Origin of the sequence: Hymenobacter sp., assembly GCF_036388155.1 — a bacterium.
Classification (GTDB): Bacteria; Bacteroidota; Bacteroidia; order Cytophagales; family Hymenobacteraceae; genus Hymenobacter.
The window spans coordinates 1-22147 of sequence record NZ_DASVSI010000065.1; the positions used below are offsets into that span (position 1 = coordinate 1).

12 protein-coding genes are annotated in these 22147 nt (G+C 62.5%); 3 read left to right on the forward strand and 9 right to left on the reverse strand.

Annotated features, from left to right (window positions below):
• Positions 1–110: 110 nt before the first annotated feature.
• Complete coding sequence (locus tag VF629_RS09020) at positions 111–908, reverse strand: serine protease (protein ID WP_331058142.1); 798 nt, start codon at positions 906–908, stop codon at positions 111–113.
• A gap of 304 nt (positions 909–1212) precedes the next feature.
• Between VF629_RS09020 and VF629_RS09025 the strand changes: the two genes are divergently transcribed.
• Positions 1213–2058, forward strand: a complete 846-nt coding sequence (locus VF629_RS09025) for a hypothetical protein (protein WP_331058143.1) — start codon at positions 1213–1215, stop codon at positions 2056–2058.
• A gap of 207 nt (positions 2059–2265) precedes the next feature.
• Here the strand turns inward: VF629_RS09025 and VF629_RS09030 are convergent, their stop codons facing one another.
• From VF629_RS09030 to VF629_RS09050, 5 genes are all read right to left on the reverse strand, one after another.
• Positions 2266–3174 carry a DUF4249 family protein gene (locus VF629_RS09030; protein ID WP_331058144.1) on the reverse strand — a complete coding sequence of 303 codons (909 nt, stop codon included), beginning with the start codon at positions 3172–3174 and terminating at the stop codon, positions 2266–2268.
• Between the two features lie 9 nt (positions 3175–3183).
• Positions 3184–5559 (reverse strand): TonB-dependent receptor, encoded by a 2376-nt coding sequence (locus VF629_RS09035; RefSeq protein ID WP_331058145.1) that lies wholly within the window; start codon positions 5557–5559, stop codon positions 3184–3186.
• Between the two features lie 557 nt (positions 5560–6116).
• The gene (locus VF629_RS09040; protein ID WP_331058146.1) at positions 6117–6602 is read right to left on the reverse strand and encodes a hypothetical protein; all 486 of its coding nucleotides are present in this window, start codon (positions 6600–6602) and stop codon (positions 6117–6119) included.
• 280 nt (positions 6603–6882) lie between these two features.
• Positions 6883–9363 carry a bifunctional YncE family protein/alkaline phosphatase family protein gene (locus VF629_RS09045; RefSeq protein ID WP_331058147.1) on the reverse strand — a complete coding sequence of 827 codons (2481 nt, stop codon included), beginning with the start codon at positions 9361–9363 and terminating at the stop codon, positions 6883–6885.
• 450 nt (positions 9364–9813) lie between these two features.
• On the reverse strand, positions 9814–13005 hold the full coding sequence (locus VF629_RS09050) for a TonB-dependent receptor (RefSeq protein WP_331058148.1): 3192 nt from the start codon (positions 13003–13005) through the stop codon (positions 9814–9816).
• A gap of 370 nt (positions 13006–13375) precedes the next feature.
• Between VF629_RS09050 and VF629_RS09055 the strand changes: the two genes are divergently transcribed.
• Complete coding sequence (locus VF629_RS09055; RefSeq protein ID WP_331058149.1) at positions 13376–15592, forward strand: TonB-dependent receptor family protein; 2217 nt, start codon at positions 13376–13378, stop codon at positions 15590–15592.
• A gap of 201 nt (positions 15593–15793) precedes the next feature.
• Here the strand turns inward: VF629_RS09055 and VF629_RS09060 are convergent, their stop codons facing one another.
• Entirely contained in the window at positions 15794–17071 is a 1278-nt protein-coding gene (locus tag VF629_RS09060; RefSeq protein WP_331058150.1) for a dihydroorotase, read from the reverse strand.
• A 95-nt stretch (positions 17072–17166) separates the two neighbouring features.
• Positions 17167–18147 carry an aspartate carbamoyltransferase catalytic subunit gene (locus VF629_RS09065; protein WP_331058151.1) on the reverse strand — a complete coding sequence of 327 codons (981 nt, stop codon included), beginning with the start codon at positions 18145–18147 and terminating at the stop codon, positions 17167–17169.
• A gap of 642 nt (positions 18148–18789) precedes the next feature.
• Here VF629_RS09065 and VF629_RS09070 point away from each other — a divergent pair.
• Positions 18790–19824 (forward strand): quinone-dependent dihydroorotate dehydrogenase, encoded by a 1035-nt coding sequence (locus VF629_RS09070; RefSeq protein WP_331058152.1) that lies wholly within the window; start codon positions 18790–18792, stop codon positions 19822–19824.
• A 185-nt stretch (positions 19825–20009) separates the two neighbouring features.
• Here the strand turns inward: VF629_RS09070 and VF629_RS09075 are convergent, their stop codons facing one another.
• Positions 20010–21992: a glycoside hydrolase family 97 protein gene (locus tag VF629_RS09075; protein ID WP_331058153.1), complete on the reverse strand. Its 1983-nt coding sequence runs from the start codon at positions 21990–21992 to the stop codon at positions 20010–20012.
• Positions 21993–22147 lie beyond the last annotated feature (155 nt).

The following is a 22147-nucleotide window of genomic DNA, read 5'->3' on the forward strand; positions in this document are numbered from 1 at the left end:
TCCATGTTACAGGAAGTAGTCATCACTACTGCGCAGTTAGTGCACCTAGTCGTTCAATTCTTAGCCTCGTCGCAGGCTGACACGCAGGCATAGATGGCGGCTCGCATAGATTATAAATTCTGAAATGCAATTGTGCCCTGAGCTTTTCCTACAATTATCTCCTGTATAACTTCCTGTTTCCAGACGATTCCTAACTGTACGTCAGCTCTACCCAGTTTATCATTTTCCACTCCGTAGCGTCCCGAATAAACACCAGCAAACCCAGAAGCTGTGCCAAAACGCTCATCTTCCTCTGGGCCGTGGACCCCTATTCTTTTTATAATGACAGGTGAGCCTGACATCCCGGAGCGCGTGGCGGTATCAATTAACATCATAGGCAAGCCCTTAAAGGAAAAAAATGGCTCAGAAGCAATACTGCCTTTCTTCCAGATGGGCATTTCGAATGGGTCAGTTATACCAAATGGGTATCCCAGAACAAATACCTCATCGCCCACTTCAGGCTCCACTTCGAATGGATATGAGTTCAAGGGAAAGATGCTCAAATGGGAAGGCACTTCGTTTACCTTGCAAACTGGAATAGCAACGACGTCGACCCGATAGCCGTGCTCGGGATGAATAAACCAAGTAGGCTGAGCGTAATGCTCATCCATGTAGAGTGGAATCTTAAAGTTTGTAATGCCAATTGGCCGAGGTTGGTCTTTTAGATTAACGATAGTTTGTTCATGCGAGCTTAGAAGCCCCACGCTAGCCACGGTCGGATAGCCTGCGTGACTAGAGATTCGTGTGTTGTTTTCAGGGTTGATACCCGTAACACAATGTCCATTCGTGATGAGATAGTAGTTGCCGCTGTGCTCATAGAAAAAGCCCGTTCCTATCGCCATTTCAGTTCCAGTTTCATCAAAGACCATTCTGAGTAAAGTGGGATAAAAGGATAACGGGTGCAAGGGCATCGTGTCGGAAGCAATAAGTAAAGAATGGTAGCAAAGGGTGCTATAAAGGTAGATTCACCTTTCATTTAGAAAGTGTAAAAAAAGAGTGTTTGTTGGGTGCTACAGAGTATTTATACCCCCGTAAAAATGCAATTCTTTCATTGCCTTCGCCCGGCCTGTGCGTGCGTTGGCCGGGTCGCTGGGTGGTTCCGCCTGCAACTACTGACGAGTTGAAGAGGGGGCCATTACCTTGTGCCTGCTTCAGCTTCCGCTGCTCTGCCCCATGGTCGAACCCAAAGTCACCCTCTACGCTTACCTGAACCGCCCCGTGCTGGACCGCGTGTTCTTCGTGCCCTTTTGGGACTGCCCGTACATGTGCGAGTTTTGCTGCGTGGATTCGCTGCCGGGCAAAGCCCCCGGCTGGCCCGACGCCGGCGAGGAGGAGTTGTTTGCCCTGCTGGCCGCCGGCAGCGCCCGCTACGGCCGCCCCCTGCAACTGCACCTCTACGGCGGCGAACTCATGTCCCGCCCCGGCTACGTGGAACACTTGGCGCGCCGCGTGCGCGATTCGCCCTTTGTGAGCAAACTGGTGCTTTATACCACCTTGCGCGCGGCCTCGGCCCGCAAAGTCCTCGCCATCCTCGGGCGCCAACGGCTGGAAATCCTGGTCAATCCCGACACGGTCAACGAGCGCGCCGCCGCCGCCCTGCGCGAGTTCAAAGGCGTGGCTCGCTTGCACCTACTGCCCATGAGCATTCCCACGGGACGCGGTGCCGTGGGCCAGGCGGGCCACAAAAAAGATTTTTTTCAAAAGCACCTGCCGGTGGGCTGGCCCGGCCGGGCCTGCTTTTCCAAGCAATCGGGCCTGCTCTACAACGGCCCGCAGAAAACCGTGCACCTGTGCTGCCTGCCCCAAAGCCCGGTGGTGGGGCTGTTCAGCACCCCGCCCGACGAATTGCTGGCCCGGTACGAGGCCGCACTGGCGGCGGTGCCTACCGCCCTCAACCAGGCCTGCCGGCAACGGGGCTTGGACCATCCGTGCGCCGTGTGCAACAAATTCAGCGGCTACCAGTCGCAGGCCGGCCCAGGCCACAATGCTTACACCGTGGCCCAGGCCCTGGCTTTGTAATTCCTTGCTGTCGGGGAATGGATTAGGGTTTCCCTTACTGCCCTGTTCAAAATTGGTTTCTCTTTTGAACGCTCTTGGGCACTCACCAGAAGGCCCAAAAAACGCAGGTTTTTGGGGCCTTTTGTAGTAAAGTGAGTTGAACACTCGGTTTACGGACGCCGTTTTTTGGTTTCCCTTTTGTCGGGTATCAAGGCCTCCTGCCCTCATCTACTGCAGTATCACCGTCCGGCGGTCGGTCACGAGGACGGCGAACACGCCCAGGCCGCCCTGCACCGTGCTGCGGATGCGGGCCGGCTGCGCGAAGGGGTTGCCGTTGGCCCGGACGGCGCCATCCACACTCTGCAGGAAGTTGTAGTAGTCTTGCTCCAGGTGGAAGAGCGTGGCGGTCAGGGTGTCGCCGGGCGTGAAGCGGTAGGTGGTGGGGGCGGTGTAGGTCTGGCCGTTGAACAGCTGGTCGTTGATGAGGTAGTCGCCCGAGTCGTCGTTGGGCTCGCTGGCGTTGTTGAGCAGCAGGTAGTAATAGTCGGCGCTCGCGGCGGGGTCGGTCCAGCGGGTAATGAAGTTGGCTTGCCGGTCGGAGCCGCTCAGCCCGTTGAACCCGTAGCGCACCGAGTCAATCGGCACAAAGGTGGGCACGGTGGCCGTGCCCGTGATGCGGTGGTTACGGGTGTCGCGCACCTCCAGGGCGAAGCGTTGGCCCGGCTGCATGGCAAGCGGCGCCGTGCCGATGTGGGTGAAAACCTTCCGCGTGACTGGGTCGATGCCCGGCGCGAATCGCAGGGGCACAACCTGGCCACTGGGCAGCGTGAGGCGGGCGGTGACGTCGACGGGCAGCTGAATGGTGATGCCGTTGGGCAGGCCCAGGCCCAGCGTGGGCGTGGTGGCGGTGGGCAGCGTGATGGTGGGCTGGCCGGTGCCGACCGTGGTGGGCAGGTACGCCCCCGACTCCACCACCGTGAGGCGCGGCACCTCCCCCGCCTGCAGGTAGCACTCCACCACCAGCTCGGGCGTGTAGGCGGGCAGCACCACATCGATTTCGTTTTCCAGGTTGCAGCCGGCGGCCCCCAGCAGCAGGCTGCCCAGGCCCAGCGCGGCCACTAATTGCTTCGTTTTCATGCGGCGGGGTTAAAATTTGAAGTTGTAGGTGACCGACGGGATGATGGGAAACAGCGACACCTGCTGGGCCCTGAAGCCATCAATTAAGTCGGTCGTGGGGTTGCGCAGCACTTCGAAGTACACGAAGTAGGCGTTGCGGCGGTCGTAGGCGTTGTACACGCTGAAGGTCAGGTCGCGCTCGGTGCCGAAGCGCACGGGCCGGAGCTTCCAGACCACGCCCAGGTCGAGGCGGTGGTAGGGAATGAGGCGGTAGGTGTTGCGGTCGGGGTACACGGGCACGGCCAGGATGTCGCCGCCCGGCACGTTTTGCAGCGGGAAGCGGCCGGCGGGCAGCGTGGTCGGCGCGCTGCTGGTGTACACGAAGCTGGCCGTCAGGCTCAGCCGCGTGTTGAGCTGATGCAGCAGCACCACGTTGAGGTTGTGGCGGCGGTCGTAGCTGGGGTAGTAGTCGCGGCCGTCGTTGATGCCGGTGGTGCCGCGCTGGGGCGGAAACCGCCGCCAGGCCCAGGCCAGCGTGTAGCCAATCCAGCCGGTGGTTTTGCCCTCCTTCTTCTCCAGGTACAGCTCGTTGCCGTAGCTCCAGCCCCGGCCGAAGAGAAACTCCTGGTCGAGGTTGGGGTTGGCGAAAATCTGGGCCCCGTCGCGGAAATCAATCTGGTTGGCGGCCCACTTGTAGTACACCTCGTCCGTCAGCAGAAACTTGCCGCCAAACAGCAGCCAGCTCACCCCCGTGCTCACCTGCTGCGAGCGTTGCGGCTTCACGCTCAGGCGCGTGGGGTACCAAATGTCGGTGGGCAAGGAAGCCCCCGTATTGCTCACCAAGTGGGCGTACTGGTACATCAGGGCGTAGTTGGCCTTCACCGACAGCGTGGGGGTGAGGGCGTAGCGGGCGGCCAGCCGCGGTTCCAGCCCGCCGTAGGCGCGCCCGCCGCTGCTGAAGCCGCTCAGGCGCAGGCCCAGCTCGGCCTGGAGCTTGTCGCTCACCTTCCAGTTGTCGCTGGCGTAGAGGCCCGCTTCCACCGCGGGGTAGGAAATGTTGTCGTCGATGTTGAGCGAGTTGTCGTCCGTTTCCACCTGCAGGCGGCCCACGCCAAAGGTGTGGTGGGTGACGCTGCCCCCGAAGCGCACCTGGTGCGCCGAGTCGAGGGCGTAGTCGAAATCGACGCGGGCGTTGAGGTCCCGGATGGTGGACGTCAGCCCGAAGGACGCCACGTCGACCTGGCTGCCCAGCGAGTAGCGGTAGCTGGTCACGCCCACCTGCGTGTTGGCCGTGAGCCGGGGCGAAAACGTGTGCTGCCAGCGCAGCGTGCCAAGGGTGTTGCCCCAGGAAAAATCGGCCTGCAGATTGCCAAACGAGTTGAAGCCGAACACGTCGCGCCCCAAATAGCCGGTGGCAAACACCTGGTCTTTTTCGCCCAGCGTGTAGTTGGCCTTGGCGTTGAGGTCGTGGAAATAGTAGTCCGGGATGGGCCGCCAGGTTTCGTCGTTGGCGTTGGCCTGGTTGAGGGCGCGGGTGAAGACGTCGAAGTAGGTGCGCCGCCCGCTCACCAGAAACGAGCCTTTAGCTGGCGCTGACCCTTGGTTGCCCTTGTTGATGGGCCCTTCCACGCTCAGGCGCGAGGCGATGAGCCCGATGCCGCCCGTCACGGTGAGCTTCTCGCGGCTGCCCTCGCGCATTTTCACGTCAATCACCGACGACAAGCGCCCGCCGAACTGCGCCGGAAATCCCGACTTGTACAGGTCCACGGACTGCACGGCGTCGGAATTGAACACCGAGAACAGGCCGAACAAGTGGTTGGGGTTGTACACCAGCGCGTTGTCGAGCAGCACCAAGTTTTGGTCGGAAGAGCCGCCGCGCACAAACAAGCCGCTGCTGCCCTCTCCCCCACTCTGCACGCCGGGCTTGAGCTGCAAGGTTTTCAAAATGTCGACCTCGCCAAACAGCGCCGGCAGCAGCTTGGCCTCGCGGATGGTGAGGCGTTCGACGCCCATCTGCGTGGTGGTGAGCTTCTCCTCGAGCGTCTGCTGGCCCTGCACCACCACCTCGGTCAGCTCGTTGGCGTCCGGGGCCAGCGCCAGGTCGCGCTGCTGGGGGCGGCGCAAGTTCACGCGGAAAGTCTGCGGCTGGTAGCCAACAAAGGACACCGTCACGTCCTGGGGTCCCGCCGGCAGGTCGAGGCGATAGCGGCCTTCTTCGTCGGTGGCCGTGCCCAGGCCCAGGGCCGGCACCGCCACGGTCGCGCCCGGCAGGGCCGCGCCGTCGGTGCCGCGCACCGTGCCGCTGAGCAAGTACCGCACCTGTGCCCATCCCAACTGGGGTGCCAAAAGCCCCAGCAGGAGGCTCAAAATAGCGACCCGGTAGGCGGCGCTTGGTACGGCGGGCATGCGTTGTTGCTGCATAAATTTCACGAGTCGTTGTAATCCTTCGCTTAGGAAAACGACAAGCCCCCCAATTGTTATTGCTTTCCGACTTCAAGTGTGGTCGTTACCGGGCCGGACGCGTTGAAAAGAGCGGCACTTTCGGCAACAAGGGCTCTAGTGCTTCTCCCGGTCGGCTTGTCGGAGCGCGACTTCAAAAAGTAAGGGAGTTCACTTTTGAACGTTTTGTCTTCGCCTGGCCATCATGATGAGGGCGGCACAAACCGTGATGCCCACAGGCGCCAGCACTATGGTCCATAATCAACTGCCTGTTCACCCGCCTCCTGGACCTCAGCACGGCCCTTGGCGAAGTGGTGGGCCGGGGCACCCTCTTGGTTTTCGACGACGCGGACCTGCTGTACGTCGAGTTGGAGGGCTTCAACAACCGCTTCATCAGCAAGGCTGCACCAGTAGCTAAAGGCTAGTTTGTGAAAAGGGTCCGAAGCTAAACGCGCTTCGGTCAGGGAAACGAGGGAATGCCTCCGTAGTTTTCGTTGGCAAGCCCTGGCCTGAAATGGCTTCTGCTAGAATTGTACTGTGGTGAACACGCCGTTGGTGATGGTGGTGTATGGGCCGGGAATGGCGCTACTCGAGGCGCTGACCTTTCCGGCGAAGCGACCCGAGAAGCGTCCTTCGCCGGCGTCGGTGAGCGTGAATTCGGTGCCGGCAAAATTGTACGGCGCGCCGTTGCTCGCGGAGTAGACCGCCATATTGTTCAACCGGTAGGTCGCGGCGGGCGAGCCGGGCGTTTTGTACAGGCGCAGGCGCAGTCGGTCCATGCCCCCGGTGGCTTGGTTCGGGGTTAGGTCGAGGTCGAGGAAATCATAGAACGTGCCGCCGATGCTGCCCGCGCTGCGCGTGGCGGTGGCCTGGCCGCGGACGGCGGTGCCATCAATCTGGAAACTTCCCGTACTGCCTGCCGGGGATGCCGCGTCTTTCTTCGAGCAACCGAAGGCACTCAGCAACAAAGCCGTGGCGAGGAAAGGCGTGGCGAGGGGGCGTACGTTCATGAGACGTTGGGTTAGCGGCAGCTGATACACAGCACGATGCACGGTTATTTTTTGAACCAGCTGGCTATTAGCAAATATAAAAAAGCCCGTGTTTGCCGGTGACCACCGTAAAGCCAACAAGCGGAGCCACCACTCGAACCAATGATGCACTTCAGGCAATATCCCCGAGTCCAGTTTCGCTACTACTTCTTAGCACCTGGCCGCATCCGTCCACCTTGGTTATGGTGCGGAACGTAGTTCACGCAAACGTTCTATTCAGCCGCTCCCTTACCTACCAGCATTAGTCGTCGTCTCCGTCGCGGTCGCGCTTGCGCTCGAGCTGCAGGAAGGCACCCCGGCGCGGGGCCGGCATCACGGCGTTTTCGCCCTTCACCGACTTCCAGATGACCTCGTTCAGGTCCAGGTCGGGCGCGGCGTCTTCGGTGGCGAAATCGAACGCCTCGGAGCGTTGCGCGCTCTTGTTCCAAGCCACGTTGCGCTCCTCCAGGTTGACTTGCGCGGGCCGAGCCTGGTAGGGAGCCGGGTTGGCGACGGCCCGGAAGCAGCCGAACAGCGGCCGGGCGGCGGCGTCGTACTGGCTCATGGGCGGCAGGCTGAGAATGAGCTCCATGGTGCGCAAAATGCCCGAGGTGGAGTACATGGTGTGGTTGACCGCGCCGCCGCGGGTGTAGGGGCTAATGACCAGGGCCGGCGAACGGTGGGCATCGACGTGGTCGGGGCCGTTTTGGGCGTCGTCTTCGAGCACGAAAATGGCCGTCTCCTTCCAGATGGCGCTTTTCGAGAGGTGCTCCACCAGTTGGCCCAGGGCCAGGTCGTTGTCGGCCACGGCCGCCGTGGGCGTGATTTTGCCCCGCCGCTGCCCGCTGGTGTGGTCGTTGCCCAGGCGGATGGTGCTGAATTGCGGCACCGCTCCACGGGCCAGCAGCGAGTCGAAATCCTGCCGCCAGATGCGCACGCGCTCCACGTCCTTCACGTCCATGTCGAAGCCGGGCGAGCGGGGGCTGATGTGGCCTTCCAGGGATTTGAGTGTGGCTTTGCCCGAGGCGGCAAATTCACCGTAGCTGCGGTAGCTCACGCCGGCCCGCTGGCAGTAGTCCCAGATGTAGCCGTCGCGGGGGTAGGCTATTTTGCGGCTGCCCTCGTAGTCGTAGCTGCCGCCGCGGCCGCCGTAGCTCGTGGGCCAGGTTTTCTCGGTGTAGTCGGTGGCGTAGGCGGCGGTGCTCCAGTTGTGGCCGTCGGCGCTTACCTCGGCGTCGACGTAGAAGTTGTCGAGCAGCCCGAACTCCCGGGCCAAGGCGTGGTGGTTGGGCGTCACCTTTTCCGGAAACAAACACAGGGCGGGGTCGCCGTTGCCTTCGGGCATGTCGCCGAATATCTGGTCGTAGGTGCGGTTTTCCTTCACCACGTAAAACACGTACTTGATGGGCGAGGCCTCCCCCGCCGCCCGGGGCACGGGGTTGCCGGCCTCGCCCGCTGCCCGGGCTTCGGCCTGTGGGGTAAAGGGGCTGTTGGCGTACACCTGCGCCGAGTAGGCCTTGAGCTGGGCTTCGTCGGGCGCGTCGATGAATGAGAGGGTGCCCTTGAACAGGCCGCCGATGTACTGCGACTCGGTTTTCTCCATTGCGCCCATTGCTACGCCGGTGTCGGCGGCTTTCTTTAGCGGCTGCGGCCCCTTGGGGTTGGCCAGCGAGGAGAAGCCCTTGCCATTGGCCACCAGAATCTGCTTGCCCAGCGTCCGTACGCTGCTGGGGTACCAGCCGGTGGGAATGAAGCCGCGCCCGGCGCTCTTGCCCGGCGTGGCCACGTCGAACACGGCCAGGCAGTTGTTGTCGGCGTTGGCGATGTAGAGCGTCTTTTCGTCCCGCGACAAGGCCAGCGAGTTGGGCGTGGCGCCCGTGAGTTTGGTGGGGTACAAGGCGGTGGAAATGACTTCCTGCACCTGCCGGGTCTTCGCGTCAATCACCGACACCGAGTTGCTGTTGGCATTGGCCACAAACAGGCGCCGGCCGTCGCGGGTCTGAATCACTTCGTTGGGGTGATTTTCGGTGGCCACTTCGCCCGTGATGCGGCCGGAAGCCACGTCGTACACGGCGAGCTTATCGCCGCCCCAGAGCGTGATGTAGAGCGTCTTTTTATCCGGGGCCAGCAGGCAGCCGTAGGCCTCGTGGCCCAGGGCCACCTTGCTGAGCGTGGCTTTGGTCTTCAGGTCCACGACGTACAGGGAATTGTCCTCCTTGGTCACCACGTACAGGCGCTGGCGAGCCTCGTCTAGTTCCAGGCCGGTGGGGCTGATTTTGTTCTTCGGCCAGGGTGCCCCCAGCCGCAGGGTGTCGGCCCCGGCAAACTTGCCCTGGGCGATGCGGTAGGCCAGCACCACGTTGTCGTTGCCGCCGGACGCGTATAGCCGGCTGGCGTCGGCGCTGAATTTCAGCCCGTACCAGGACTTGCGAATGGTGGCCTCGTCGAGCACCCGGCCCGCCCGCGGGTCAATCAGCTGGATGGTTTGCTTGCTTTGCCCGTTGTTGGTGACGGCCAGCAGCCGGCCCGAGCGGCTGAGCTGCATGTTCAGCGGCAAATCGCCCAGCGGCACGGCGGCCCGCGAGCCCGCCGGGCTCAGCGACCAGCCGTTGGGCAGCAGAATGCGGCTGGTAGGCGTTTGGTTGGTAATAAGGGCCGCGGGGTTGGTGGGCTGCTGCGCGGCCGCCGGTTGGGCCGAAGCCAACACAAGTAGGCACAGGGTCGCTTTGAGAAAGGTGTTCATCAAACAAGAGAATATAGCGGGTGCGAGCGGCCAAGTAGCCCGGGATAGGCCAGCCAGCAGTTAAGCCGCCGAAAGTAAGCAGGTACGGAACGCTGCCAAAGGCTCAGGCTAGAGCCTAATGGAATGATAATATCCTGGCGGGCCGACTATGGTATTTAGCTGGCGTCTCGCCCGGCGTCAACCTCACCCCCTGACCCCTGCCGGGCACGGCCCCTCTCCAAAAAAGAGGGGGTACCGGTTTTGCCGGATGTAGCGCGGACTCTGTAGTCCGCGTCCCCGGCGGATACCTGAACGGCTTTAACGGCGCGGGGACGCGGACTACAGAGTCCGCGCTACACTTGGCTGGCTCCCCTCTCCGCGGGAGAGGGGCCGGGGGTGAGGTGAACCGCCAGGCGAGATGCTTCGCTGCGCTCTGCATGTCGTTCCTTTTATAAGTTAACAGCCAACAGCTTAAAACGCGTAGCGGGCGCCGAGTTGAATCTGATAAGGCGTGCCGTTTTTCTGGACGACGCCCACGTTGGTGTTTACGGAGTAGACGTACTGCTGCTTCGCTTGGTCGAAGCCGGTGACGTTGAGCAGGCTCTGGTTGCCGAGGTTGAAGTTGCCGCCCCAGTCCTTGTTCAGGAGGTTGGCGAAGTTGAACACGTCCACCGACAGCTCCAGCGACTGCGACTTGAAGGTCTTGAACACCTTGAGCAGGCGCACGTCCACCACGCCGGTCAGGGCCTTGTTCTCGCCGCCGTTGCGCTCGGCGATGGTGCCGAAGCTCTCGCGGATGTAGTCCTTGGAACGGCTGTCCGACTCGTTGAGCAGGCGGTTGAGGTCGGTGCGCACGGTCTCGGGCGTGCTCGGGTTGTTGGGGTCAAACACGAAGGCCAGGTCGTTGCGGTTGCCGCTCTGCCCCACGAAGTCGCCGTTGATGTCGGCATTCACCAGCAGGGAGTAGCGCGTGCCGCTCAGGCCGCTGAAGCGGGCGTTCAGGCTAAAGCCCTTCACCACCGGCGACACGGCGTAGAGCACCACCTTGTGGCGGAAATGGTTGTCGGAGTAGTTCAGCTCGTCCAGGCTGCGCGGGTCGCTCTTCACCGGGCGGAACGTGGAGGTGTTGGCCACGTTGCCGTTGTAGGAAGTGTTGTCGCGGCTGTCGTTGAGGGTGTAGCTGGCCGTGAAGGCGCCGCCCTTGGGCAGGCGCATCTCGGCGTCGACAATCAGCGAAGCGGTGCGCAGCTTGGCGCCGTTGGTGAGCAGCAGGGTACGGCCCACCTGCGGGGCGCGGCGGTTGAGCACGTTGTTGGTTTGGCCGCGGGGCGAGATGGTGTTGGCCGGCACGAACACGGCCCGGTTTTCCTCGTTGGCCAGGCGGAACACGGGGTCGCGCAAGTTGGCGTCGAGGTACACGTAGTTGTTGTCGGTGCGGGCCACCAGCGCGTTCACGCCCACCCGCAGCCACTCGTTCACAATGCGGTTGTAGCTCAGGTTGGCCTTGTACACGGTGGGCACCTCGAAGTTGGGGTCCGTCAGGTTGATGGTGGCCACCGAGCTGCTGCCGGCCGGCACGCCGGGCACGGTGGAGGGGTCGTTGCGGTAACTGGGAAAGTCGGGCCGCGGCACGGGGTTGGGGCCGCTGTTGGGCCGGGTCACGTCGATGGCCGCCAGCTGGGTGCCGTCGTTCTGGATGTTGTTGAGCTGGGCGTAGTTGATGACGTAGGCCGAGAACACGCCCCCGCCCAGGCGGACGAGGTCGCGGTTTTTGCCGCCCACGTCCCAGGTCAGCTGCAGGCGGGGCTGGATGTTGTCCCAGTCGGTAATCTGGGCGTCGGTGCGCAAACCCAGCGCCTCGTCCACCAGGGGGTTGTAGGCAGCGGGCGTCAGGTAGCTGGTCACGTCGTAGCGCACCCCGAGCTGGGCCGTCACATGCGGGTGGGGGTTGTAGGAGCCCTGGGCAAACAGCGAAGCGTCGAGCACGCTGTGGCGCACGTCGGGGATGCCGTCCAAGGGCACTTCGCGGGCGTAGCGGTTGGGGTTCAGGTTGTCGAACTCGCGCAGGCCGTTGAAGAAGAAGCGCCCGTTCTGCTCGTTCGACACGTAGTTGTACAGGTTCGTGAGCATGTTGTCGGTGCCGAAGGTAAAGTTGAAGCGGCCGGCCGTCAGGTAGCTGGTGTTCACAAGCTGGAATTGGTGCACCTGCTGGATTTCGGGCGTGAAGCGCTGCCCGCCGAACTGCACTTGGGTGCGGCCAATACGCCCGTCGGGCAGGCGGGAACTTACCTCCAAAATGGCGCGCGGGATGTTGCCGGCCGGCAGCTGCTCGTTGGGCTCGATGGCGTTGCGCGAGTACACGTACTGCACCTTGAGCTCATTAAGCAGCTTGCTCGACACCGCCGAGCGCAGCGACAGGGCCGTGCTGTTTTCGCGGGAGCTGAAGTTCGACCAAGTCTCGTAGAGGTTGATGGCCGAGTTGTCGTTGGTGCTCACCGGGTTGTCCCAGTCGCTGTAGTTGTTGCGCAGGGTGAGGCGCTGCTTATCGTTGAGCTGCCAGTCGAAGCGCGCGAACAGGCTGTTGGCAACCGTTTTGCGGTCGAAGGCGCCGGCCTGCCGCTGCGGGCCCAGGCCGTACTTGGCCCGGCCAATCTGCACCACGCTGTCGAGTACGGCGCGGCTGATGTTGAGGGCCTGCTCGTCGGCCGCGCTGCGGATGTCGGCAATGAAGAAGGGCAGCGCCTCCTGCTGCCGGTCCACGGCCACAAAGAAGTGCAGCTTGTCCTTGATGATGGGCCCGCCCAGGCTAAAGCCGTACTGCGTGGTGCTGAAGTCGGTGGTGCGCTTGTTGCCGCGGATGTCGTTCGGGCTGGCCAGCCAGTCGGTGCGCAGGTAGGTGAAAGCCGAGCCGGTGAGCGTGTTGGTGCCCGACTTGGTCACGGCGCTGATGGTGCCGCCGCCCTGCCGCCCCTGGGTGACGTCGTACACGTTGTAAGCCACCTCAAACTCGCGGATTGCCTCGAGCGAAAGCGTATATGGCCCCCGGCCAATGGGCCCGCTGGTGAGCATGTTGCGCGAGCTGAGGCCATCGACGAGGTAGTTAGTCGAAGACGGCAGCTGCCCGCCGATGCTCGTACCGTTGGACGTCGGGGCCAGGTTGGCCAAGCTGGTGAAGTCGCGGTTGGTAGTTGGCAGGCGGTTAATTTGCTGGGGGTTGAAGGCGGTGCTGCCGCCGAGCCGGTCGACCCGGCTGGTGAGGCTGTTGGCTTCCACCACCACTTCCTGCAGCTCGGCGCTGGCTTCGCGCAGCTGCACGTCCACCGTCACCCGGTCGCCCTGGTTGAGGTTGAGACCGGTGCGCTGCGTCGTGGCGTAGCCCACGAAGCTGACGTTGAGCTCGTAAGGCCCGCCGAGCGGCAGCTGGCGGAAGGTGAAGCGGCCATCCGTACCCGTGGCCGCGCCGGTCTGAAAGCCGGTTGAGGCGTTGCGTACTACCACCGTCGCGCCGGGGATGGCCACGCCTTTGGCGTCCACCACAGTACCAGCAAATGAGGCGTCCGTGGACTGGGCCCGCAACGGGGACGTCAGCGGGCCCAGCAGCAGAATGAGCAGCCCAATCAGCACCGCGTACGGCTGCCGGCGAGGGAGTAAAGTAGTTTTCATCGAGTGAGGGAGTGAGCGTGGTTTGACGGGTCAAAAGTATTGGCCACTCCCCCCCGAATGTCTTAGAAACCTTATCCTTCACCAAAGAGTAAAGACCTGATAATATGACCAATATGTTACCTAATGCCGAATAAGGGTCGAAACAGTAGCGGGTCGATAGCGCATTTCGCGCGCTTTCCAGCATGAGGCTTCGCAACCTTTTTCACGGGTGATTCCCTGATGAACATGCGGTTGCCAGCGGTCCGGCGGCGGACACACCTTTATAGGCGCCTGCTCACACTGCGTTACGTTTGGATTAAGCTTGGCAGCTGCGTGGCCTGCGCCTGGAGGGCTCCTCTAGCTTTGCGTCATTTCCTTCGCTGCGCCGTCAATGAGCCGTCCTTTACCTTGCTATTTCGCCGGCCTTGCCGGGACCCTATTGCTGGCCGCGCCGGCGGCGTTCGCCCAAAGCCCGGCAGCCCCCGACACCACCCGCCGGGTGGAAATTTCCGAAGTCACCATCCTGGGCCGTGACGCCACGGAGCTGTTCACGGCCATTCCCGGCTCGGTCAGCCGGGTGTCGGCCAAGGAAATCGGGCTGCTGGCGCCGGTGAGCAGCAACGAGGTGTTTCGCCGGGTGCCGGGCCTGAACGTAGTCGACGAAGAAGGCGTAGGCCTGCGTGCCAACATTGGCATCCGGGGCCTCGACCCCGACCGCTCACGTACCGTGCTCGTACTCGAAGACGGCATTCCCGTCGCCCTGGCGCCCTACGGCGAGCCCGAGCTCTACTACACGCCCGTGATTGACCGCATGACGGGCGTGGAGGTGCTCAAAGGCAGCGGCCAGCTGCAGTATGGCCCCCAAACCATCGGCGGCGTCATCAACTACCTCACCGCCGAGGCCCCCGCCACCGAGCTGACCACGGTGCGGGTGCGCGGCGGGCAGCGCGGCTACTTCTCGGGCCTGGTCAGCTATGGCAACACCTTCGGCAACACCGGCCTGCTGGTCAGCTACCTGCACAAGCGCGCCGACAACCTGGGGCCCGTGCACTTTCGCCTGCACGACTTCACCGCCAAGCTCACCGTGGCCCTGACGGCGCGGCAAACCCTGCGCCTTAAGCTGGGCGTCTACGACGAGTTCAGCAACGCCTCCTACCTGGGCCTGACGCAGTCCCAGTACGAGCGGGGCGGCCAGGACTACCAACCCTTGGCCCCCGACGACCGTTTGCCCGTGCGCCGCTACTCGCTCAGCGCTGGCCACCGCCTGCGCTTTTCCGACCGGGTGGAGCTCAGCACCACGGCCTTTGGCTACACCACCGCCCGCAACTGGCAGCGCCAGGACTTCTCCTCCTCCCCCACTGCCGCCAACCAGACCGGCGTTGTCTGGGGCAACCCCGAAGTGCCGGGCGGAGCGGTGTACATGCTCAACAGCAATGGCCACCGCAACCGCCAGTTTCAGGTGGCAGGCTTAGAGCCGCGGCTCTCGGTGAATTACCAGCTGGCCGGGCGACCCGCCGAGCTGCTGACGGGGGCCCGTCTGCTGCACGAGCAGGCCGAGGAGCAGTACGTGGTGGGCCGCAAGGCCGACGCCCGCGGCGGCGACCAGCGCGACTTCGAAATACGCACGGGCGTGGCCATGAGCGCCTTTTTTCAGAATAAACTGGCCTTGAGCGAGCGGCTGTCGGCCACGGTGGGCCTGCGAGGCGAGCGGTTCGCCTACGAGCGTGACATCCGCCGCGGCCTCTTCGCCCTGCGCGGCCGTCCCGCCCAAGCGCGCGACACGGCCGTGGTGGCTTCGAGCACTGTGACGGCCCTTATTCCCGGGGCGGGCCTGAACTACACGCTCACCGACCGGGCCACGGTATTTGCCGGCGTGCACCGCGGCTTCGCGCCGCCCCGCATCAAGGACGCCATCACGGGCGCGGGCGTGGCCCTGCAGCTGGACGCCGAGCTGAGCTGGAACTACGAGCTGGGCGTGCGGGCCCGCGGGGCGCGCGGGCTCGAGCTTGAAGCCACGGCCTTCCTCATGGACTTCTCCAACCAGGTCATTCCGGTGTCGCAGTCCTCGGGCAACGCCGGGGCGGGCTTCCTCAACGGCGGCGCCATCCGCCACCAGGGGGCCGAGGGCAGCCTGCTACTGGACGTCGGGCAATTGCTGAGCCTGCCCCGTTCGCTGGCGCTCGACGCCAAGGCCACCTACGTGCGCGCCACCTACGCCGACGACCGCGTGGTCACGGGCTCCGACGCCCGCCCAGTAAACATCAAGGGCAACAGCACCCCCTATGCCCCGAGCGTGCTGCTGTCTGGTGGGCTAAGCGCCGAAGTGTTGCGCAGCTTGACTGTGCGCGTGACCGGCACCTACGTGGGCCGCCAGTACACCGACGAGCTCAATACCATCCTCCCTTCGGCCGACGGCCGCACCGGCCGCCTAGCCGCCTACGGCTTGCTCGACGCCACCGTACTCTACCGCCTGCCCGGCGACCATGTGCGCCTGAGCCTCGCCGGCAAAAACCTCACTGACGCGCGCTACATCGCCTCGCGCCGCCCCCAGGGCATCCGCGTGAGCACGCCCCGCCTGCTCACGGCAGGGCTGGACGTGACCTTCTAAACCTTTAAAGGAAAGCCCGGGAATTCCGGGGTAAGCACCCTATAACAGTACTCCTGAGGTCCCTTACAGAATGGGCTGGGCATGCCCGGTTAGCCAATAAAACGTGTTAAAGCCGTTCTAGCGACTTTTAGGCTGCGTCATGCTTCATCTTGCGGCCGCTTATCGAAGCCTGACATTATACTACCCACAAACCCCTAACGGTTAGCGCTCCAGCAGGATTTCCGTACCCAAAATCACCAGGTCTACCCGGCCTTTCAGCGTTTGGTCGATGAAGGGCGTGTTCTGAGATTTAGACTTCATGAACTCCCGCGTGAAGGTGGTTTCCGCTTCGGTATCGAACAAGACGCACTCGGCTTGCTGGCCGACTTCGACGGCGGCTACCGGCAGGCCCATCAGGCGGCGGGGCTCCGCCGAGTAGCGCTTCACCACCAGGTCCCACCCGAATTTTCCGGGCTCGACGAAGTGGTGGTAGAGCGAGACCAGGGCCGTATCCAGGCCGGTGATGCCGTTGGGCGCGCTGATAAAATCTTGCGCTTTTTCGAACGGCGTGTGCGGCGCGTGGTCGGTGGCAATGAGGTCGAATACGCCTTCTTTGAGCCCTTCGAGCAGGGCATCACAATCGGCCTGCGTCCGCAGCGGCGGGTTCATTTTATAGTTCGTGTCGTAGTCGCCGATGTGCTCGTCGGTGAACATCAGGTGGTGCGGGGCCACTTCGGCTGTCACCTTCACATCGCCCCGGGATTTCCACCAGCGGATGGTCTCCATGCCGAGCTTGCTGGACACGTGTTGGATGTGCACGTGCGCGCCCGCCGCCCGGGCCAGGCGGATGTCGCGGTCGATGATGATTTCCTCCGCGCAGGCCGGCGAGCCCTTGATGCCCAGCCGGTAGCTCATCACCCCTTCGTTCAGGGCGCGTGGGCCGGCCAGCTCCGGCACCTCGCAGTGGCTGGCGAAAAACATCCCAAACTCGGTGGCATACTGCATCGCCCGGAGCAGCACCGCCGGGTCTTTGGTGGTGTCCCCGTCGTCGGTGAGCATCTTCACCCCGAGCTCGCGCATGCCCTCGATTTCCGCCAGTTCCTTGCCCTCGCGGTTTTTGGTGACGCAGCCGGAGGTGTACACCGGAATGCGGGACCGGTCCTTGGCATTTTCCAGCACGGTGGCCACCGCAGTCGCCGAGTCGAGGGCCGGGCGGGTGTTCGGCATCATCACCACGCCGGTAATGCCGCCATTAATGGCCGCTTCGCTGCCGGTGGTGATGGTTTCCTTGTTCTCAAAGCCGGGGGCGCGGAAATGGACGTGGGCGTCAAACATGGCCGGCATCAGCACGCGACCACACGCGTCGATGACCCGGGCGCCCTCGGGAATGTCCAGGCTTTTGCCGATGTCTTGAATTTTTCCTTCGACAATCAGGACATCGCTCTCGAGCAGCACGGGTGAGTTTTCGGAGGCAATGCGGGCGTTTTGAAGGAGGAGCATGGGGGGAGGAGTGCTGTAAACCGGCAAGGGGGTTGGGGTATTCTGACTGTTGGAAAAGAAAATACACGGGCGGAACCAGCCGCCACGTCCGGCGTTTAGGGCGTAATCACCGTTGGGCTAGCCTGCTGCCGCGCGGCATAGGCTTCCTGCTTCGGAAAATCCCCGCCCGGCGTGAGCCAGTCGAGAACGGCCATGCGAACGGAAATCCCGTTTTCGACTTGGTTGGTAATCAGGCTGCGCTCGTAGTCCATCACGGCGTCGCACAGTTCAACCCCCCGGTTCACGGGGCCGGGGTGCATGATGTAAAGTCCCTTGTCGCTGATTTCCGCCAGCCGGGCGTTGGTGATGCCGTAGACCCGGTGGTATTCCCGCACGTTGGGGAAAAACTGCACATCCTGGCGCTCCATCTGCACGCGGAGCAAGTACACCACGTCGGGCGTCCAGGCCATGGCTGCCTCATAGTCGGTGAAGCGGCGGATGCTTTCCGGAATGTACTTGGGCACCAGCGACCCCGGGCCGAGGTACGCCACCTCGACGCCCAGCTTTTGCAGCAGGGTGCTGGTGGAGCGCGCGACGCGGGAATGGAGGATGTCGCCGATGATGAGGACTTTTTTGCCCCTGGGGTCGGGGAATTTCTCCTTGATGGTGAAGGCGTCCAGCAGGGCCTGGGTGGGGTGCTCGTGCGCGCCGTCGCCGGCATTGATGACCGACGCCGTGGTTTGGCGGGCAATCATGCCGGGCAGGCCGGAGTGGCTGTGGCGCACGACGATGTAGTCGGTGCGCATGGCCTGAAGCGTCTCGATGGTCTCGCGCACCGACTCGCCCTTGGTGATGGAGGAATGGTCGACGTTGAAGTTCGTCACCTCCGCCGAGAGGCGTTTGGCCGCGACCTCGAAGGAGGAGTGCGTCCGGGTGCTGGCCTCGTAGAACAGCATGAGCACGGACTTGCCCTCGAGGGCGGGGATTTTTTTCACCGAGCGGGTGAACAGTTTTTTAAACGACGTGGATTGGTCGAGCAGGAACTCGATTTCCTCACGGTGAAGGGATGCGATGTCGAGCAGGTCTTTGCGTGCCATACCGATGGTTGAGGAAAGTTAAGGAGGTGGTCAGTAGTAAAAGCCGGGTAAGACTATCTGGTTTCGGCGGGCTTACACTGCGTGGGAATTATGCAGGCTGAAGGGGCCGCAAGGCAGCAGCCAACGAAGGCAATGGACATAAAAAAACCGTTTCGGAATCCGAAACGGTAGCGAGGCAACAACCAGAAAAAACGAACTGAAAATCGGAAAAACCGATGGAGAACAAGACCTTCCGGTCTCGCTGCGGGTCGTTGTTCGGCGTCCCGCACTTCATCAATTGGTTATTGGGGTGAAGCACGATGCAAAATTACGGCATTGTTGCGCCCGGCAACTCATCGGTAATGTTGATTTTTTTTCGCGCTGCTTTTCTCAACTTTTATTTCAGACCTAACGGGCTAAACGAAGCGCTTTTTGCCCTTCTTTCCTGGCAGTAAAAAAATTATGGCTCGCGCAAGCAATTGCTTAGCAAGCACAGTCGCCCTTAATTTTAGCTCTTTATTCCGCAGCCTCAGCTGGCGGGCCGCCACGTTCCGGCGGCAGCTGCCAGAGCCGGGGAGTTCTCGTCTGCCGGCCCGGTGAGGTGTACGAGTAGTCCCACTTGGGCAGCCCTGGCCGCGAGGGGTGGGCCCGCTAACATCGCACATGTACAAGGCATTCGTCAAACCTGCACTGTTTAACCTCGACGCCGAGCGCGCCCACCACCTGGTTTTCGACAACCTGCGCCGCGCGGCCCGCCTGCCGGGGGCAAAGGCGATGCTGCGGGGCCTGTACGACTTCCAGCATCCGAGCCTGGTCCGGGAGGTATTTGGGCTAAAATTTCCTAATCCGGTGGGGTTGGCGGCGGGGTTTGACAAGAACGCGGCCCTCACCGACGAGTTGGCGACGCTGGGCTTTGGGTTTGTGGAGATTGGCACGGTGACGCCCCGGCCACAGGCCGGCAACCCGCAGCCGCGCCTGTTCCGGCTGCCGCAGGACGAGGCCTTGGTGAACCGCATGGGCTTCAACAACGACGGCGCGGCCGTGGTAGCGGCGCGGCTGGCGCAGCGCCAGAACCGGCAGCTGCTCATCGGCGGCAACATCGGCAAGAACAAGGACACGCCCAACGAGCGGGCCGCCGAGGACTACGTGGCCTGCTTCGAAGCGCTGGCCGAGGAGGTGGACTACTTTGTGGTGAACGTGAGCTCGCCCAACACGCCCAACCTGCGCCAGCTGCAGGAGAAAGAACCCCTGATACGCTTGCTGCAACAGGTACAGACCCGCAACCTAAGCCGCGCCCAACCGCGCCCCCTGCTGCTGAAAATAGCCCCGGACCTGACCGATTCGCAACTGGACGACATTCTCGAAATAGCCCGCGAAACCAACCTCAGCGGGCTGGTTTCGACGAATACGACCATCAGCCGGGAGGGCTTGGTCACGGACGCCGGGCAGGTGGCGGCGTTGGGGGCAGGTGGCCTGAGCGGGCGGCCGCTGCGGGCGCGGGCCACCGAAGTCATTCGCTACCTGCACCAGCGCAGCCAGGGCGGGCTGCCCATCATCGGCGCCGGCGGCATTCACTCGGCGGCCGATGCGCAGGAAAAACTAGCCGCGGGCGCGTCGCTGGTGCAGCTGTACACGGGCTTTGTGTACGAGGGCCCGGCGCTGGTGAGCCAGATTAACAAAGCGTTGGTGCGGGGGTAGACCCGGCACGGTTCAGGGGCCACCCGACGGCACTGGTGCCGCGTCAGCTGCTGCCTGCTGGCTCCGAAACCGCTCTGGCTTGCCACCTTTTGACAGAAATATCGCCGTTTAGCTGCGTTGCGGCGCGCCTCGCCCCCCGCCCCTCTCTTCCGAGAGGGAGCAGGGAGGTGCACACCAAAACAGCTTTATTTCCGGTAAATGCGGGCCGCCCAACCGCCGCCTGGGCCGAGCTTTACGAGCTGCCTGGTCGTTTTCGACACTGTAATAACTTCCCGCTTGTAGTCGGTACCGTTGCGGTCGGCGTTGATTCCGTCCTTGAAAATTTCGGCTTCGTAGGTTCCTTCCGGCAGAAACGAGAAGTCCAGGGTTAGGTCGCGGGGGGTCCAGTTGGTCATGGCGCCGACGTGCCAAGTGTCGCCTTTGCGGCGGGCCAGGGCCACGTACTCGCCTACTTTGCCGTCGAGCGGCACGGTTTCGTCGAACGTGACGGGCACTTTCACGATGAAGTCGGTGCACTCCTGCTCTCTCTGGTAGGCGGTGGGGCTGTCGGACAGCATTTGCAGGGGTGCTTCGTAGATGACGTACATGGCCAGCTGCTGGCAGCGGGTGCCCTTGCTCATGGGCTGGCTGCCGATGGCGCGGTAGTTAAGCTGGTTGACGTTGCGCATGGCGCCCGGCGTGTAGTCCATGGGGCCGGCCATCATCCGGATATACGGAATCGTGACGGCGTAGCGGGGCTGGTCTTCGTCGGCCCACTTGTAGTTTTCGAGGCCTTTCACGCCTTCGTAACCCATTACGTTGGGGTAGGTGCGGTGCAGGCCGGTGGGCTTGAACGAGCCGTGGTAATCGACGAGCAGCTTGTGTTCGGCGGCTTTTCGGGCAATCTGGTAGAGCGAAGCCACGGCCACCTGGTCGTCCCGGTCGATGAAGTCGATTTTAAAGCCCTTGGCGCCCATTTTCGCGTAGTGCGGAAAGGCTTTGTCCATCTGGTGCACCACGGCATTCCACGACGCCCACAGCACCACGCCCACGTTCTTCTGCTTGCCGTAGTCGATAACCTGCTGCAAATCAAGCTCGGGCCGCACCTGGAAAAGGTCGAGCTGCGGGGTCCAGCCACCGTCAATCACAATGTATTTCACTTTGTTGGCGGCCGCGAAATCGATGAAATACTTGTAGGTGTCGGTGTTGAGGCCCACCTTGAAATCGACGTGCGTAATGTCGCGGCTGTTCCACCAGTCCCACGCCACCTGGCCGGGCTCTATCCAGCTGGCATCGGCAATGCGGCTCGGGGCGGCCAGCTTCTGCACGATGTCGTTGTTGAGCAGCTCTTTGTCTTGCTCACTGATGGCGATGGCGCGCCAGGGAAAGTTGCGGGTGCCGGTGGTTTTGGCAATGTAGTCGGCCCGCTTGGTGGGAATCAGGTTGATGTTGTTGTAGCCGCTGTTCTGCACTTCCAGCGGGTAGGGCGCGTACACGCCTTTGAGGCCGTTGCCGCCGGGCTGATTGTTGAGGTACATGCCCGGGTAGTCTTCCAGGTCGGCCTCCAGAATCACGACTTTCTTGTTTTGGCCGGCCTCCACCAGCAGCGGCAGGAAAGCCAGGGAGTCTTTCGGGAACTGCGACAGGTTGATTTCGCGGTAAAGCGCTTCGAACGAAGAGTTGAAATTCTGGCCGCCCCGGTAGTCCCATTGAATGGGAAGGAAGGCTTTCTGGTCACCGGGGAAATTGAAGGTGGCTTCTTCGTTTTTCACGAGCAGCTCGCCCTTTTTCCTGGTGAAGAAGCGGTAGGCCACGGCATCATTATACACCCGGAACACCACGCCGTAGTCGCCTTTGCAATTCAGCGTCAGCTCGTTGTATTGGTCGATGATGCTGGCCTTTTTGTAATTGAGGGCTTTGATGGTAGTGTTTACTTGTTTGACGGGCGCGGAAGTCACTTTGGGGTTCTTCCCGAGCACGCCCTTCGTCGATTCCAACGAAATAGCCGAGGGCGTAATCAACGGCTGCCCTTTGTGCTGCACCGACCAGAGCAGCTGGTCGCCCGCTTCCACTTTCACCGAGACGTTGCCGTCGCGCGACTTCACCTCGTAGCTTTTGCCTTGTTGCGCAGCCGCAACCGTGGCAGTCAGCAGGCCGATGCTGAGCAGCTGAATACTCCTTTTATTCATAGCGAATGGGGTTGATGCGTTGGTAGTGGGGAAGACTTTACGGGGGACAACGAATGCACCCCAGGTCCCTTTGCAGGATTCGAAAGTGGCCGGCTAACGGGCGCCGGCCTGGCTCCATGAGATAAGCGCGTGCCCGGAAGAAACAGGGCGGAAGT